This is a genomic window from Yinghuangia sp. ASG 101, assembly GCF_021165735.1.
Classification (GTDB): domain Bacteria; phylum Actinomycetota; class Actinomycetes; order Streptomycetales; family Streptomycetaceae; genus Yinghuangia.
Window position 1 is genome coordinate 6477100 of record NZ_CP088911.1, and the last position, 14445, is coordinate 6491544.

General features: G+C 73.3%; 12 protein-coding genes. 5 read left to right on the plus strand and 7 right to left on the minus strand.

The window, feature by feature from the left end:
* Positions 1-7 precede the first annotated feature (7 nt).
* Positions 8-400 carry a winged helix-turn-helix transcriptional regulator gene (locus LO772_RS27795; protein ID WP_231774769.1) on the minus strand — a complete coding sequence of 131 codons (393 nt, stop codon included), beginning with the start codon at positions 398-400 and terminating at the stop codon, positions 8-10.
* Between the two features lie 154 nt (positions 401-554).
* On the opposite strand from LO772_RS27795, the gene LO772_RS27800 reads away from it, so the two are divergent.
* Positions 555-1244: an NAD(P)-dependent oxidoreductase gene (locus LO772_RS27800; RefSeq protein ID WP_231774770.1), complete on the plus strand. Its 690-nt coding sequence runs from the start codon at positions 555-557 to the stop codon at positions 1242-1244.
* 88 nt (positions 1245-1332) lie between these two features.
* On the opposite strand, the gene LO772_RS27805 is transcribed toward LO772_RS27800, so the two are convergent.
* Entirely contained in the window at positions 1333-2280 is a 948-nt protein-coding gene (locus LO772_RS27805) for an aminoglycoside phosphotransferase family protein (RefSeq protein ID WP_443089328.1), read from the minus strand.
* Positions 2281-2988: 708 nt separating this feature from the next.
* Here LO772_RS27805 and LO772_RS27810 point away from each other — a divergent pair.
* A complete protein-coding gene (locus LO772_RS27810; RefSeq protein WP_231774771.1) occupies positions 2989-4464 on the plus strand; it encodes a DNA-binding protein NsdB in 1476 nt (491 codons plus the stop codon).
* 117 nt (positions 4465-4581) lie between these two features.
* Here LO772_RS27810 and LO772_RS27815 read toward each other — a convergent pair whose 3' ends face one another.
* Positions 4582-6114 (minus strand): PP2C family protein-serine/threonine phosphatase, encoded by a 1533-nt coding sequence (locus LO772_RS27815; RefSeq protein WP_231774772.1) that lies wholly within the window; start codon positions 6112-6114, stop codon positions 4582-4584.
* Positions 6115-6490: 376 nt separating this feature from the next.
* On the opposite strand from LO772_RS27815, the gene LO772_RS27820 reads away from it, so the two are divergent.
* Complete coding sequence (locus tag LO772_RS27820; RefSeq protein WP_231774773.1) at positions 6491-7531, plus strand: rod shape-determining protein; 1041 nt, start codon at positions 6491-6493, stop codon at positions 7529-7531.
* 137 nt (positions 7532-7668) lie between these two features.
* On the opposite strand, the gene LO772_RS27825 is transcribed toward LO772_RS27820, so the two are convergent.
* Positions 7669-7854 carry a hypothetical protein gene (locus LO772_RS27825; protein ID WP_231774774.1) on the minus strand — a complete coding sequence of 62 codons (186 nt, stop codon included), beginning with the start codon at positions 7852-7854 and terminating at the stop codon, positions 7669-7671.
* A 162-nt stretch (positions 7855-8016) separates the two neighbouring features.
* Between LO772_RS27825 and LO772_RS27830 the strand changes: the two genes are divergently transcribed.
* On the plus strand, positions 8017-9165 hold the full coding sequence (locus LO772_RS27830) for an aromatic ring-hydroxylating oxygenase subunit alpha (protein WP_231774775.1): 1149 nt from the start codon (positions 8017-8019) through the stop codon (positions 9163-9165).
* Here LO772_RS27830 and LO772_RS27835 read toward each other — a convergent pair.
* From LO772_RS27835 to LO772_RS27845, 3 genes are all read right to left on the minus strand, one after another.
* Positions 9134-10327 (minus strand): acetyl-CoA acetyltransferase, encoded by a 1194-nt coding sequence (locus LO772_RS27835; protein WP_231774776.1) that lies wholly within the window; start codon positions 10325-10327, stop codon positions 9134-9136. The genes LO772_RS27830 and LO772_RS27835 overlap by 32 nt on opposite strands.
* A 1-nt stretch (position 10328) precedes the next feature.
* A complete protein-coding gene (locus LO772_RS27840) occupies positions 10329-11822 on the minus strand; it encodes an OB-fold domain-containing protein (protein ID WP_231774777.1) in 1494 nt (497 codons plus the stop codon).
* 159 nt (positions 11823-11981) lie between these two features.
* A complete protein-coding gene (locus LO772_RS27845; protein WP_231774778.1) occupies positions 11982-13238 on the minus strand; it encodes a CaiB/BaiF CoA transferase family protein in 1257 nt (418 codons plus the stop codon).
* 666 nt (positions 13239-13904) lie between these two features.
* On the opposite strand from LO772_RS27845, the gene LO772_RS27850 reads away from it, so the two are divergent.
* A complete protein-coding gene (locus tag LO772_RS27850; RefSeq protein ID WP_231774779.1) occupies positions 13905-14411 on the plus strand; it encodes a cobalamin-dependent protein in 507 nt (168 codons plus the stop codon).
* Positions 14412-14445: the final 34 nt, after the last annotated feature.

The following is a 14445-nucleotide window of genomic DNA, read 5'->3' on the forward strand; positions in this document are numbered from 1 at the left end:
ACCTCCGTCACCCCGTCTCCCGCTCCGCGGGGCCCGCGTCCTCCGTGTTGCGGGCCCTTTCGCGCAGCAGGTCCGCCAGGTTCTCGCGGCTCCAGTCCCGTGCGGCGTCGATCAGCGTGAACAGGCTGCGGCCGAGCGGTGTGAGGGCGTACTCCACGCGCGGCGGGTTCTCGTCGTACGCGGTCCGCGTGACGAGGCCGTCGCGCCGCATCGCGCGCAGCGTCCCGGCCAGCACCTTCGCGGTGATCCCCGCCAGCGGAACCCGCAGTTCGCCGAATCTGCGGGGGCCGTCCCGGAGGCAGAGGACGATCATCCCGGTCCACTTGTCGCCGATTTGGAACGGCAGCGCCGACGACGGGCACATCGGGTCGAACATCTCCGGATCCAAGGGCGCGGGCATGCGCACGACGGTAGTCCGGGACCGCCGCACCCGGTCGCGGTGGGGACCGGTTTCCTTGCGGTAATCGGCACGTCGCGGGCTAGCGTCCCGGAACCGGCCGCCGAGCGGGAGCACGGCGGCCGGCCTCCACGAGACGCACAAGCAAGGAGCGGCCATGACCCGGTTGACGGTTTTCGGTGCGGGCGGGCGTGCGGGACGCGCGATCACCGCGGAGGCGCTGCGGCGCGGCCTCCATGTCACGGCGGTCGTACGCGACCCGCGCAAGCACGCCGAAGTCGCGCACCGCGACGTGACGTTGGCGGCCGGCGACGTCACCGACCCGGCGTCGGTCGAGTCCGCCGCGCGCGGCGCGGACGCCGTCGTCCACGCCGTCTCCCCGTTCACCGGGCCCGAGCAGGGCTTCGCCGACCTCGACCCGCGCTTCTTCGTGCGGTCGAGCGACGCGCTGCGCGTCGGCATGGCCGCCGCCGGTGTCGAACGGCTGCTGGTGATCGGGTTGTTCGCGAACCTCCGGACCGCGGACGGAGTGCTCGTGATGGACGACCCCGCGCTGTTCCCGCCGGAGATCCGGCCGTTCGCACGCGCCCACACCGACGGCCTCGACCGCCTGCGGGAAACGGCGGGCCCGGACTGGCTCGTGCTCACGCCGCCCGCCCGGCTCACCCCGGACGCGCCGAGGACCGGGCGCTACCGCCTGCTCGACGAGTCGCTGCCGCTCACCGACGGGGAACTGTCGTACGCGGACCTCGCGATCGCCGTCGTCGACGAGGCACAGGCCCCGACGCGGCACCGCACCCGCGTGGCCGTCGTCGGCGGGGAACCCGCGCGACGGGCCGAAGGCTAGAAGGGACCGCGAGCGTCGGCCCGCACGGGCGAGGCGGCGCGCTCGGCCCCCGCCCGCGCGCCGCTGCGCCCCCGGCACGTGGCCGGGCTCAGTGCGTGCCCACCGCCGCCCGCACCGCCCGGCGTACCGTCGCGCAGTCGTCGTGCAGGCGCCGCAGCAGCCTGCGGTCCTCCTCGCCCGTGGCATGGCCGTCGTGCATGCGGATCTCGCGGACCAGGACGAGCATGAGGTTCACCAGGAAGGCGTCACGTGCGAACGATCCGCCCTGCTGGGCCGCCTGCACGATGTGACGACGCGTCAACGGGTCCCGGGCGAGCAGCGACCACAGCACCGCGAGGTCGTACCCGGGCAGGTGGTAGCCGACGAACTCCCAGTCCACCAGCGCCGGTCCACCGGACGTCAGCAGCACGTTCGAGAACAACGCGTCGCCGTGGCACAGCTGGAGCGGCATGCGCGACAGGCCCCGCAGCAGCTGGGCGAGGTCGCTCGCGTCCCGGTCGGTCAGCAGGCTGAGCCGGTGGTAGCGGTCGACGCGCGGGAGGTAGTCGAACGCCGCGTGGAACGAACCCGCGGGCGGCTTCCACGTGTTCAGCGATCCGAAGGCGTGCAGCACCGCGCGGATGTCCGCCCGGGACAGCGCGGCGCCCGGGTGGCGCTCGACGGCGACCGGTCGGCCCGGAACGTGCTCCAGTACCAGCACACGGCGCTCCGGGTCCGCACCGAAGAGCCGGGGGACGCGCACCGGCGGGCGCTGCCGGGTGAACGCGCGGTAGGCGGATATCTCGTGCCGGAACCGCTGCACCCAGTGCGGCGAATCGTCCGCGAGGAACTTGACGACCACCGGGTTGCGGCCGAGCGACCCGGTCATCAGCACCGACTTCGGGGTGCGCCGCATCACCCCGCCCGCGACGAACCCCGGGCACACCTTGGCCGCCACGGCGGCCACCGCCTTCGGGGGGACCGGCGGGAGGTGCAACGGGTGGGCCCGCGCGGCCTCCGTGTTCCGGTCCGACTCGCTGTATCCGCCGTGTGCCACCGGCACCCTCCGCCTCGGAGACTCCGACTCGCGGCCGACCGGACCGTACGCGCCCTGCGCCCCCGCGGCGCCGGGCCGCCCTCGTCCCGGATCGGTGCTCGGGGCGTTGGGGGGCCGCGCCCCCGACTGGCCCGCCGCCCGTCCGGCCGGCGCGCCGCCCGGTGCCGGTCTGCGCGTCGGCGACGTCGTGGGGCCGGAGTGCGGCGACAGCCGGGGCGGCGTGCCGCGCGTGGCCGGACCCGACGGACGGCGGGGCGGTGGGGACGGTGACGGTGACATCGAGGACCTTCCTGCTCCGGTGACGGGGTGGGGCCTGCGCGCCGGGGCGCCGAGGGACGGGGGACCCGGTCCGGGGCGTCCTGGGGGCCGCCCCGACCGGTTGCCGGCACCGGCGCGGCGGCAGGCCGCGCTCGCCGGTGCCCGGTCAGGCGACGGATCCCGTGCCGCCGCGCGGATCGCGGGCGGCGGACACCTTCGCGGGCGGCAACTCCCGCTGCGGATCCGGTGGTTCGGATCCGGCGGCGCGACCTGGTGGGTGTTCGCGTACCGGATCCACCCTCCACGACACTCCCTGCCGCGGGTGGTGATCCATGTGGCGGACCCTGGCGGACCCTGGCGAATCGAAGGCAGCCGCCGCGCCCCGCATTAGCCTCGAAGGACCGAGCAGCCTGGGGGCTCGACGGACAGCGACTCGAAGGGCGGACCGACATGCGGCGCGAGCGCAACACCAAACTGGTGGACCTCTTCGCGCTCACCGGTTGGTCCAAAGGCGAACTCGCCCGGCTGGTCAACCGGCGGGCGGCCGGCATGGGACACCCGCAACTGGCCACCGACACCTCACGGGTGCGGCGCTGGCTGGAAGACGGCGAGTGCCCGCGCGACCCCGTGCCCCGTGTTCTCGCGGCGCTGTTCACCGAGCGACTCGGACGTGTCGTCACCTCCGAGGATCTTGGCCTCACCGGGCGCCCGAGGCACCACACACCAGCCGTTCCCGAGGAACTGCCGTGGAGCACCAAGCGCACCGTGGACGCCTTGACCGAGTTCACGGGAATGGATCTCATGCTCAATCGGCGTGGCTTCGTCGGTACGGGATTCGCCTTGGTCGCGGGCCCCGTTCTTGTCACCAACTTCGACCGCTGGCTGGCCGTCGGCTCATCCGCGCCCGGCGCGTCCGACGCCGCGGCGGCCATCGGACCGCCTCGCGCGGCCGGCTTCGGCACACACGCGGCGTACGCCCCCGTCGACGCGGGCCCGGTGGGCGCCGACGAGGTCGCCGCACTCGAACACGCGGTCACGATCTTCCGCGCCTGGGACGCCAACCGCGGCGGCGGCCTCCAGCGCAAGGCCGTCGTCGGCCAGCTGAACGAGGTCGGCAACCTGCTGACCGCCGACAACGCCGCGCCCGTCAGGCAGCGGCTGTGGGCGGTGGCCGCGAACCTGTCCGTGCTGGCGGGGTGGATGTCCCACGACGTCGGCCTCAATCCCACCGCGCAGAACTACTTCGTCATCGGCGCGCACGCGGCCCGGGAGGCGGGCGATCTGCCGCGCGCCGCCGAGGCGTTGTCGCGCGCGGCCCGCCAGATGGTGCACCTGGGACGGCCGCGCGACGCGCTGTCGCTCATCGAACTCGCGCAGCGCACGGCGGGCGAGCGCGCCACCCCGACCACGCGCGCGATGTTCCACACCGTCGAGGCGTGGGCGCAGGCCTCGCTCGGCCGCTCGGCCGACTGCCGGCGCACCCTCGGGCTCGCGGAGCGGGAGTTCACCCGGTCGCAGCCGCAGAACAACCCCGACTGGATCGGCTTCTTCGACGACGCCGACCTGCACGGCATGCAGGCGCTCATCTACCGCACGCTGGCCGAGACCGACCCCTCGTCCGCCCGGCCGGCGCAGGAACACGCCGAGAAGGCCATGGAGTTGCGGGCCCAGGGGCACCAGCGCTCGCAGACGTTCGACCTGATCTCGCTGGCGTCCGCGTACCTGCTCGACAATCAGCCGGACGCGGGCGCGCGGTACGCCCGGCTCGCGATCCGGGCGACGGGCGACGTGTCGTCCCACCGCACGTGGGACCGCCTCGCCGAGATGCGGCGGCTCACCGGACGCTACAAGGACGTCCCCGAGATCCGGCGCCTGCACGAGGAGATCGCCGACGGGGGAGGGCCGGCCGGCCCGCCGCAGGCGTAGCGGCCCGGCCCACCCGACGACCGAGGGGCGACGACGCGTCGCCCCTCGGTCGTGCGGCGGTTCCCGGCGCGATTCATGTCCTCCGCCGTCCGGGGCGGGACGGGCCCGACGGCGCGCTCACGTCACGCGCAGCGCCATGACGCACGCGTCGTCCTCGTAGTCCGTCGGCCCCAGACGGCTGACGACCAGGTCGACGCACGACCGCGCGTCGGCGCCGCACAGCAGCGGAGCCAGCCCGAGCAGGACGTCGATGGCCTCGTCGACGTCGCGGCCACGGTGTTCGACCAGCCCGTCCGTGAAGAGCAGCAGCAGGTCTCCCGAACGCAGTTCCAACCGCGCCTCGTCATACGACGGCTCGTCGTGCGCTCCCAGGGCGATGCCGTCCGGGGCGTCCGGCACCGTGCCGCGCCCGTCGCGGAACAGCAGCGGGGGTGGGTGGCCCGCGCGTGCCCAGGTCAGGACCCGGTGCTCGGGGTCGTACCGGCCGCACAGCGCGGTCGCGATGGCCTCGGTGGGGAGTGCCTGGAGCAGAAGGCGGTTGAGCCAGTAGAGCATCGCGCCGGGAGCCGCCCCGGTGACCGCGAGCCCCGCGAGCGCGCTGCGCAGCGTCGTCATCCCGGAGGCCGCCGCGAGCCCGTGGCCGGATACGTCCCCGAGTGTCACCAGCACGGATCGGTCGGGCAGCGCCATGCCGTCATACCAGTCGCCGCCGACGCGGGCGGTCGCCTCGGCGGGGGAGTAGTGCGTCGCGATCTCCAGGCCCGGCAGCACGATGGCGCGCGTCCAACGGGGCATGACGACGCGCTGAAGCTCGGTGGCGAGCCGGTGTTCGGCGCGGGCGAGGCGGCGCTGTACGAGGAGTTGCTCGCGGGTTTCCGACAGCGCGGCCTGTGTCCACCGCAGTTCGCTCACGTCGCGCGCGATGATCCAGATGCTGCGCGCCGATCCGTCCACATCCAGGACCGGTTCGCCGAGCAGGTGCAGGGCCCGCGTCGTGCCGTTCGGACGCAGGACTCCCAACTCGCATTCGGAGGCGCAGAGTTCGACGAGGAGGTCGGCGACGAAGCGTTCCAGGGCCGGGACATCGCCGGCGACGACCCGGCCCGGCAGGTCGTCGAGGCGCAGCGGCCCCAGCAGCGGGTCGCGGTCGAAGATCTGGTACATCTCGCCCGACCAGCGGATCTCGTCGGTGTCGAGATGCCATTGCGCGCTGGCCAGCAGACCGGTGTTGGCGCGCGGTGCGGGGAGGACGACGTTGTCGAGGCCCGATTCGCGGACCCGGCCGAAGGTCAAGGTGCCGTCGCGCGGCGGCAGCAGGTCGTGCGGTGCGGGCAGGCGGTCCGGGGCGAGGGTGTCGCCCACGATGCCGTCGACCGGGCCGGACCGTATGCGTGCGGTGGAAAGCCCTTTCGGGAAGGGCGTGTTCGCGCGGTCGGCCCTGTCCCCGGAGGGCGCCGTCGCGCACAGGCGGCCGAGATGCCCCAGGGATTGTTCGAGGCTCGCCGCCAGCAGCTCGCATACGTGCGCCTGACGCGTGGACTCCTGGGACACGTAGCCCGCGAGCAGGTCGTCGACCTGCGAGCGGAGCCGGGCCACCCTCGTCATCATCGAGGTCAGCTCGGCCGCGTCGAACCCGGTCCGCTCGTGCATGTACCCGCCTACGCCTCTCTTGTCCGACGCACCGCACTCTGGCACAGGACACCTTGCCGAGGAGTCGATTTCACCGCATTGGTCGTGACTGGCAGGTATGACCTCCGAGTGGTCCGATCCGCGGCTGTTATGTGATCGGTCGTGAACGGACTTGCCCGGCCCCGGTTGGCGCACCGGCCGGGTGCCTTCGGGGTGTGTCGTCACTCGCCCGGGCCACTGACCGTGCGATGCCGTGGCGCATCGGCTCACGATGGGTCCTGTTTTCGCTGTCCGTTCGCGACGTCCACGCGGGTCCACGCGGATTCGGCCGGGCAGCGCGGGTTCGATTCGGAGGAATGCTGTGGGAGTCGATAGTGCCGCGCTGCGGTGTTGCCGGGTGGCCGTGGATCTGGGTGCGTCCCGGATCCGGATCCACGTCAGAGACGAGGGGCTCGTCGTCGACGAACCGAGCCTGGCCGCGGTGGACACCCGCACCGGCGACATCGTCGCCGTGGGCTCGGTCGCCGCGCGGATGCTCGGCCGCGTCCCCGGCCACATCCGCGTCGAACGTCCGCTGGCGAGCGGGACCGTGGCCGACGTGGACCTGGCGCAGCAGATGCTGCGCCACATGGTCAGCCGCCACGTGCTGCCGCTGCGGCGACGCAAACGCGGGGTTCGCGCGGTCGTCGGCGTGCCGTACGGCTCCGGGCCGCTGACCCGGAAGGCGGCCGTCGAGGCCTTGTCGGCGCTCGGCCTGCGGCGCGTCGAACTCGTCGCGTCGCCGGTCGCGGCGGCGGTCGGGTGCGGCGTCGAGACCGACCAGGCGGAACCGGTGATGCTCGTCGACTGCGGCGCCACCACCACGCAGATCGCGGTCGTGGCGTTCGGCGATGTGATCGCCGGGACGGTGGTCCCGGTGGGCGGCGACGCGATCGAGCGGGCGATCACCGAGCACGTGCTCGCCCGGCACGGCCTGGAGCTGACGAGCGGCGGCGCTCGCGACATCTGCCTGCGCCTCGGCGGCGCGGACACGTTCCCGGTGACCGGCAAGGACGTTCGCAGCGGGTGGGCCCGCAACGCCGCGGTCGACACCTCGGCGCTCCGGACGGTCATCGGGGTCTCGCTGGTGCCCGTCCTCGACGGCATCGGCGCCGTGCTGCGCGGGCTGTCCGCGGACCTCGTCGTCGACCTGGCCGCCCGCGGCCTGACGATGGTCGGCGGGGCGGCCGACATCCCCGGCATCGACGCCACGATCCGCGCGGCCACCGCGATGCCGGTCCGCGTCCAGCCGGACCCGCGCGGGAGGGTGGTGGACGGCCTGGCCCGGCTGATCGACAGCAAGCCGCCGAAACGACCCGTCGAGAAGGCGGCCCCCTCCGAGAACCCGGCCGAGCACAGCCCGGTCGCCGAGATCGAGGACTTCGCCTCCGTGGCCTGAGCCCGGGCCCCGGCGCGCGTCCCCCCGAAAAACCACCTCTCCGCAGGGTGTTCCGGTCCTCCCCAGGCCGGGCGGCGCCCCGCACCGAAGCCCCCCGCGTCGCCACCGCGGGGGGCTTCGGCCCGTGTGCCGGTGGTTCAGTCGTCGTCCCAGTCCGCGTCGCGGCGGTCCTCGGTGCGGGTGCGCTCCGCGGCGGACTCCAGGGCGTGCTCCGCCGCCTGGCGGGACTCGTACGGGCCGAGCCGGTCGGCGGCCCGGCAGCCGGCGCCCTCTTCGGCGGTGGCGTGTCTGAGGCAGTAGTACCACTTCGTGTCGTCGGTCATCGGAGACCTCGCAATCCGTCGGACAAGATCATTTGACAGCTTATGGACGGGCCCGCACGGAGGGGTGCCGCGTACGCCGCACCCGGCGGGTCGCCATTGCGTCGTACGCCACGCTCTGACCTAATCTGTCCCGAGATCACGTGGGCGAAGAGGAGGAGCCGCATGAGCGGAGCGCAGCCCGCACCCGGCACGCACGTCTCGGCCGGGTCGATCGGTGATCGAACCGCCGTGGCGGACGGGCGAGTTGACGCCACGACCGATCTGCGGCGGGTCGGCATCGATCCGGACCGCTGGTATCCCGTGGCGGTGTCCCGCGCCGTGCGCCGCGGCCGGACTCGCGCCACGGCCTTCGCGGGGGAGCGGATCGCCTTGTTCCGTACGGCGAGCGGTGCCGTCCACGCGCTGGAGGACCGGTGCGCGCACCGCCAAGTGCCGCTCAGCATGGGGGTGGTCGAAGGCGACGTGCTCCGCTGCTGCTACCACGCGTGGGCCTACCGGGGGAACGGCCGCATCTCGCAGATCCCCTATCTGCCCAAGGGCGTCGACCGGCCGCCGCGCGGGGTGCGCGCCTATCCGGTCCGCGAGGCGTACGGCCTGGTGTTCGTCTTCCCCGGGGACCCGGACAAGGCGGAGACGACGGAGTTCCCCTCCCACCCGGCGTACGCGTCGCCGCGCCACAAGACGATGACCTTCTCGCGCACGGTCAAGTGCCACTACTCGTTCATGCACGAGAACCTGCTCGACATGAACCACCAGTTCCTGCACCGCGGCGTCGTCGGGCGCATCCAGCCGGTGTTCCTCGGCAGCGACACCGGACGGGACTTCGTCGAGGCGCGCTACCTGTTCACCCACCGGGGAGGCCGGAAGGACCGCGGCGCGGGCTTCCTCGCGGCCGAGGGCTTCCGCGGCGGCCGGGACTCGGCGGACGCCATCACCATCCGCACCGAATACCCGTATCAGAAACTGCACTTGGTGCCGGAGCGGGCCGAACTCCCGGCGTTCTCCCTGTGGGCGGCGTACGTACCGGTGGACGCCGAGCAGCGCGTCAACCACGTCTACGGGCTGCTCACGATCGCGAAACCGCGCGTCCCCGGAGCCCTCGACCTGGCCTGGCCGTTCATCCGGCGGTTCACCGAACGGGTCTTCGCCGAGGACCGGATGGCGGTCGAGGCCGAGCAACGGGCCTGGGACGAGCAGGGCCGCGACCGCAACCAGGAGATCTTCCCGCTCATCCTCGACGTCCGCGCGGTGCTGCGCGCCAACGGCGTCCCGATGCCGGTCAGCCCCGGCCGCTGCCCAGAATCGCGATGAACGAGACCATCTCGCCCGGGTAGCCGCCCAGATTGTGGGTCAGCGCCAGCGTGCGGCCGGTCTCGGGGATGCGCCGCTCGGGCGGGGCCTCGCCGCGCAGTTGCAACCACGCCTCGAACGCCATGCGCAGCCCGGACGCGCCGACCGGGTGGCCGAACGACTTCAGGCCCCCGTCGGGGTTGACCGGCAGCCGCCCGCCCAGGTCGAACGCGCCCGCGAGAACCTCCTTCCACGCGGTTCCCCGGTCGGCGAACCGCAGGTCCTCCATCAGCACCAACTCCGTGGGCGTGAAGCAGTCGTGTACCTCGGCCATCGCGATCTCGGCCCTCGGGTCGGCGACGCCGGCCTGCCGGTACGCGTCCTCCGCGCACGCGGCGATCTCCCAGAACGTCGTGTAGTCGTACTCCGGGTCGATGACCCCCGACCCGTTGCCCGCCACCATCGACAACGCCTTGATGAACACCGGCTTGTCGGTGTACCGGTAGGCGTCCTCGGCGCGCACCACGATCGCCGCCGCCGCGCCGTCCGCGACGCCCGCGCAGTCGAAGACGCCCAACTGGCCCGCGAGTTTCGGCATCGCCGAGATCTTCTCGGGGGCGATCTCCCTGCGGAACTGCGCACGCGGATTGCGCGCGCCGTTGTAGTGGTTCTTCGACGCGATGTGCGACAGCACGGCCCGCATCTCGTCGTCCGAGACGCCGTACCTGCGGCCGTACGCGGGCGCGACCATCGAGAACATCGCGGCGGCCGTCAGCGTGCGCGCGGTGCCGTCGCCGGGGACCGGGAAGGCGTTCAGGCCCTGGTAGCCGCCGTCCTTCACCTTCTCGACACCGATCGCCATGGCCACGTCGTACGCCCCGGACGCCACCGCGTACGCCGCCTGCCGCAGCGCCTCCGACCCGGTGGCGCACATGTTCTCGACGCGCGTGACCGGCTTGTTCTCCAGTTGCAGCGGCTTGGACAGCAGCATGCCGCTCATACCGGCCTGCGCGGTGCCCAGCCAGAACGCGTCGACGTCGTCCTTCGCGACGCCCGCCGAGGCGAACGTCTCGCGGGCGGCGTCGATCAGCAGGTCGTCGGTGCCCTTGTCCCACGCCTCGACGAACGGCGTGCAGCCCATGCCGACGATCGCGACGCGGTCCTTGATGCCGTGCGATCCCATGTCAGGCCTCCCGAGCCGACTGTGCCGACCGCGTGGGCGCGGCGTCCCGCACCGGGCGGGCCTTCCAGAAGTAGTTGTGGATGCCGTCGGCCGTCCCGACGCGCCGGAACGTCGGCTCGACCCGGTCGCCGACGCGCACCCGGTCGGCGTCGACGTCGGTGAGTTCGATCGGCAGCCGCCCGCCGCGGTCGAAGTCCACGACCGCGAACACCACCGGCGGCGACGGCGAGTACGCCATCCGGTCGATCGTGAACGTCTTCACCGTGCCGACCGCGTCGGCCATCGGCACCGGCTCCATGTCGTCCACGGCGCCGCCGCGCATCGACACCCGCGCGGGCGGCAGGTGCACGGCACCCGAGGAGCGGTCGCGCGAGCCGACGAAACCGAACTTCCACTCCGCCGACCGGGCCGCCGCCGACGACGACGTGCGGGCCGGCTCGGGGCGGCGCGGCGGCTCGACCGGCAGCATGCCGCGCCACGCCAGGAACGTGCCGTACGGGATCGGCGCCCCGCCCGCGACCTGGTCCGCGACCGGCCGCGCCGGCGTGTACGCCTCGAGCGCGTCCGTCGTGCGGAACACGAACACCTCGGCGCCGTCGGACAGGACGACGACCGCGACGATCCGGTCCGCCGCCGAGCCGCCCGTTTCGGCCAGGGTGTCCAGTTCCGAGGCGAGCAGCAGTCCCGGGTGCGCCGCGCCCGTGACGCCGACGGTCGCACCGAGCCCGTCCGCGAGGACACCGTCGCGCACCCCCAGCGACCGGCCCAGCCCGGCGACCGCGCGGGCGTGCAACCCCGTCACGGCGACGTGGTCGACCTGGTCCGCGGTCAGGCCCACGTTCTTGAGCGCGTCGGTCCACGCTTGGCGCCCGGCGGCCAGGTAGTGCTTCTCGCCGAACTTGTCCTCCCACAGCTTCGACCGCGCCTCGCCCGGCGCCCGCCAGCGGTCCACGAACTCCGCGGTGGCCGAGGCCCCGCCGAGGTATTCCGCGAGCACGGGGCCGTCGTCCGACGACCCGACCAGCAGCGCGGACGCGCCGTCGCCGCCCGCCGCCTCATCGCCGCTGCCGGGCAGGCCGCCGCGCAGGTCCGAGGCGACGACCAGCGCCGATGTGCCGCCGTCGAGGGCCAGCCGCAGCAGGCCGGCCGCAGAGCGCACCGACCCGGCCGCGTCGATCGCGGCCACGTCGGCGGGCAGGCGCAGCGCCGCGTGCACCGCCGTCGCGTTGGTGCGGTCCGCGTACGCGGGCGCGACCGTCGCGAACAGCAGGGAGCGCGGCCGGACGTGCGGTGCCGCCCGCAGCGCGTCGCGGGCCGCCTCGACGCCCATCGTGGTGGTGTCCTCGTCGAACGACGCGACCGTGCGCGTGCCCCGCCCGCCGCCGCCCCCGGCCACCGGGGCGATCGCCGCCCGGTCGAGGCGGCGGTACGGCAGATACGCGCCGTAGCCCAGGACGCCGCGCACGGGCGGGTCCTGGCGGTTCGGTGTGCTCATCGTGGTCGGTACCGTCGCTTCCGCTCGGCGGCGCCCCGGGGAGCCGCGGTCCAGCAGGCCGGTGGTGCGGGCCGGGTGCCGCGATCCGGCACCCGGGTGCGAACTTCCGGTGGGTGTACGGCGCGTGACGCACCGGCGCGGGCAACTCCCCGCGTGGTCTCAGCCGGTGGCGCCCGACGCGGTCACGTCGGCGATCTCCTCGTCCGACAGGCCGAGTTCGTCGCGCAGGATCTCCGCGGTGTGCTCGCCCAGCCACGGCACCCGGCCCCACGGGCCCTCGGCCATCCGGGAGAGCTTGACGGGATTGCCGGGCGACAGGATTGGCTCGGGCACGCCGTCGGTGCGCTCCATCGCGACGAGCATGTTGCGCCGGGCGACGTGGGGGTCCTCGATGACGTCGCCCGCGTTGTGCACCGGCCCGGACGCCACCCCCGCGGCGCTCAGCGCGGCGCACGCCTCCGCGCGCGACTTGTCGGCCGCCCACGCCTCGATACCGGGGCGGATCACGTCGTCGACGCGGTCGAACCAGTCCTGCGGCCCGGCCAGGCGGGGATCGTCCACCCACTCGGGCCGGCCGACCAGCGCGGCGAGGCTCGCGAACATGTGCGGGCGTCCGCACTGCACGATCACGTAGCCGTCGAACGCCTTGAACGCGTGGTTGATCAGCGGTGCGCGGCCCGGGTCCTTCAGGCCCATCGACCAGTAGCTGATGCCGGCGTCGTTGAGGGCGACCATCGCGTCGTACATGGAGATGTCGACGTACTGGCCCTCGCCGGTCAGGTCGCGGTGCCGCAGGGCCGCGAGCACCCCGATGACCGCGAACAGCGCCGACCCGGTGTCGCCGAGCGCGCCCATCGGCGACACCGTCGGCGGGATGCCCGGAGTCTGCTTGAACGCGTACAGCCCGGCCATGCCCTCGGCGATCGGCGCGTACGCGGGCCGACCGGCGTACGGGGTCTCGGTGTTGCCGAACCCCGACACCGACAGGTAGACCGCGCGCGGGTTGATCGCGGCGACGTCGTCGTAGCCGAGGCCGAGCCGAGCGGCCACACCGGGCTTGAAGTTCTCGCACACGATGTCCGAGCGCGCGGCCAACTTGCGGACGATTTCCCGCCCCTGAGGGTGCTTCAGGTCCACGGTGATGCTGCGTTTGCCGAGGTTGTTGCGCAGGAACGTGACGCCGACGCGCCGCCCGTCGGGATCGGTCATCGACGGCAGCGAGCCGCGCCCCGAATCGCCCGGTCCGGGCGATTCCACCTTGATCACCCGGGCACCCAGCCGCGCGAGCATCTGTGTCGCGTACGGGAGCGCCTGCATTTGCTCGACGGCCAGCACCCGGATCCCGTCCAGGGGCTTGCCGAAGCGTTCCAAATCGACGCCTACGACCTCACCGACGTGCATCGTGTCTCCGTCCATGGTCGTGCCGTTCCCGAGCGAGGAACCGCGTGACCTGGGAGTTCCGCCACAATGCTTGCCCAAGTCAGAGATTCCGCCCTGCCCGGCCACGATAGCTGACGGTGAGTCAGTTGAGCAGTGGGCAGACGTGTGACCGCACCCACCCGCCCGTACCGGACACCGTCACGGGGGAGGCGCCGGCGGGCGCGGCGGTACGCGCGGCGACGAACCGCCCGGCGACCAGGCGGGCGCGTGCGTCGGCGGAGGCGGCGGGAACGGCGGGCGAGGCGGGATCGGCTGAGGCGGCGGAACGGTGTTCGCCCGCCGCGTGCCGGTACGTCGCGCGACCGTGGCAACGGGCGCGCACGGGACCGAGACCCGTGAGGGTTCCGCGACAAGCCTGTGACACCCCGTGCACACGGCGGCCCCGACCCACCCGTTTTCCGGTCGGCCGCGCGGCGCGGTGGCGTCGGGAACCCGCGTCCGGGCCGTCGTACCGCCGTGCCTTCCCGTCCGCTATCCGAGTTGCGCGGGCGCGATTCGCCACGTTTGCGCACAGCAGGTATGCCGATCATGCCCGGCTACCGTAACTTGGCTGACGGTAACGCCTGTTCGGTTCCCCGGCCCGTTTCCGCGGCGTCGGACGAGTCGAATCGTTCACCGTTCGACGACAGAAAGAAGTCGGTCATGGCCGGTGTGAGCAATGCTGCCGAACGGTCCAGCGCAGGGGAGTCCCGCGACGCCCGCACCGTGATCCTGGGCGTCACCGCGAGTGACGCCCACGCGGTCGCGAACCATCTCATCGCCCATTCCCTGCGCGACGAGGGCTTCGACGTCGTCAACCTCGGGGTGAACACCACCGTCGAGGAGTTCTTCGCCGCGCTGCGCGACCACCCCGACGCCGAGGCGATCGTCATCGGCAGCATCAACGGGCACGCGTACGAGGACCTGCTGGACCTCCCCGAGGAGCGCGCCGAGACCGGCATCGACTGCCCGATCATCCTCGGCGGCAACCTGTCCGTGGGCAGCCACAAGTCGGACGACCACCTGCGGCGGCTGTACGACCTCGGCATCGACCACATCCTGGAGGACGCCGACCAGATCGCGGCGTTGCTCGACAAGCTCCTCGCGGCCCGCACGGCCGACGACGCCGAGGCGACCGCCTACGCGGTCGGCGAGGACCACCACACATGAGCCGGCGCGTCAGTACAAGGGTCGCGTCGCGCGC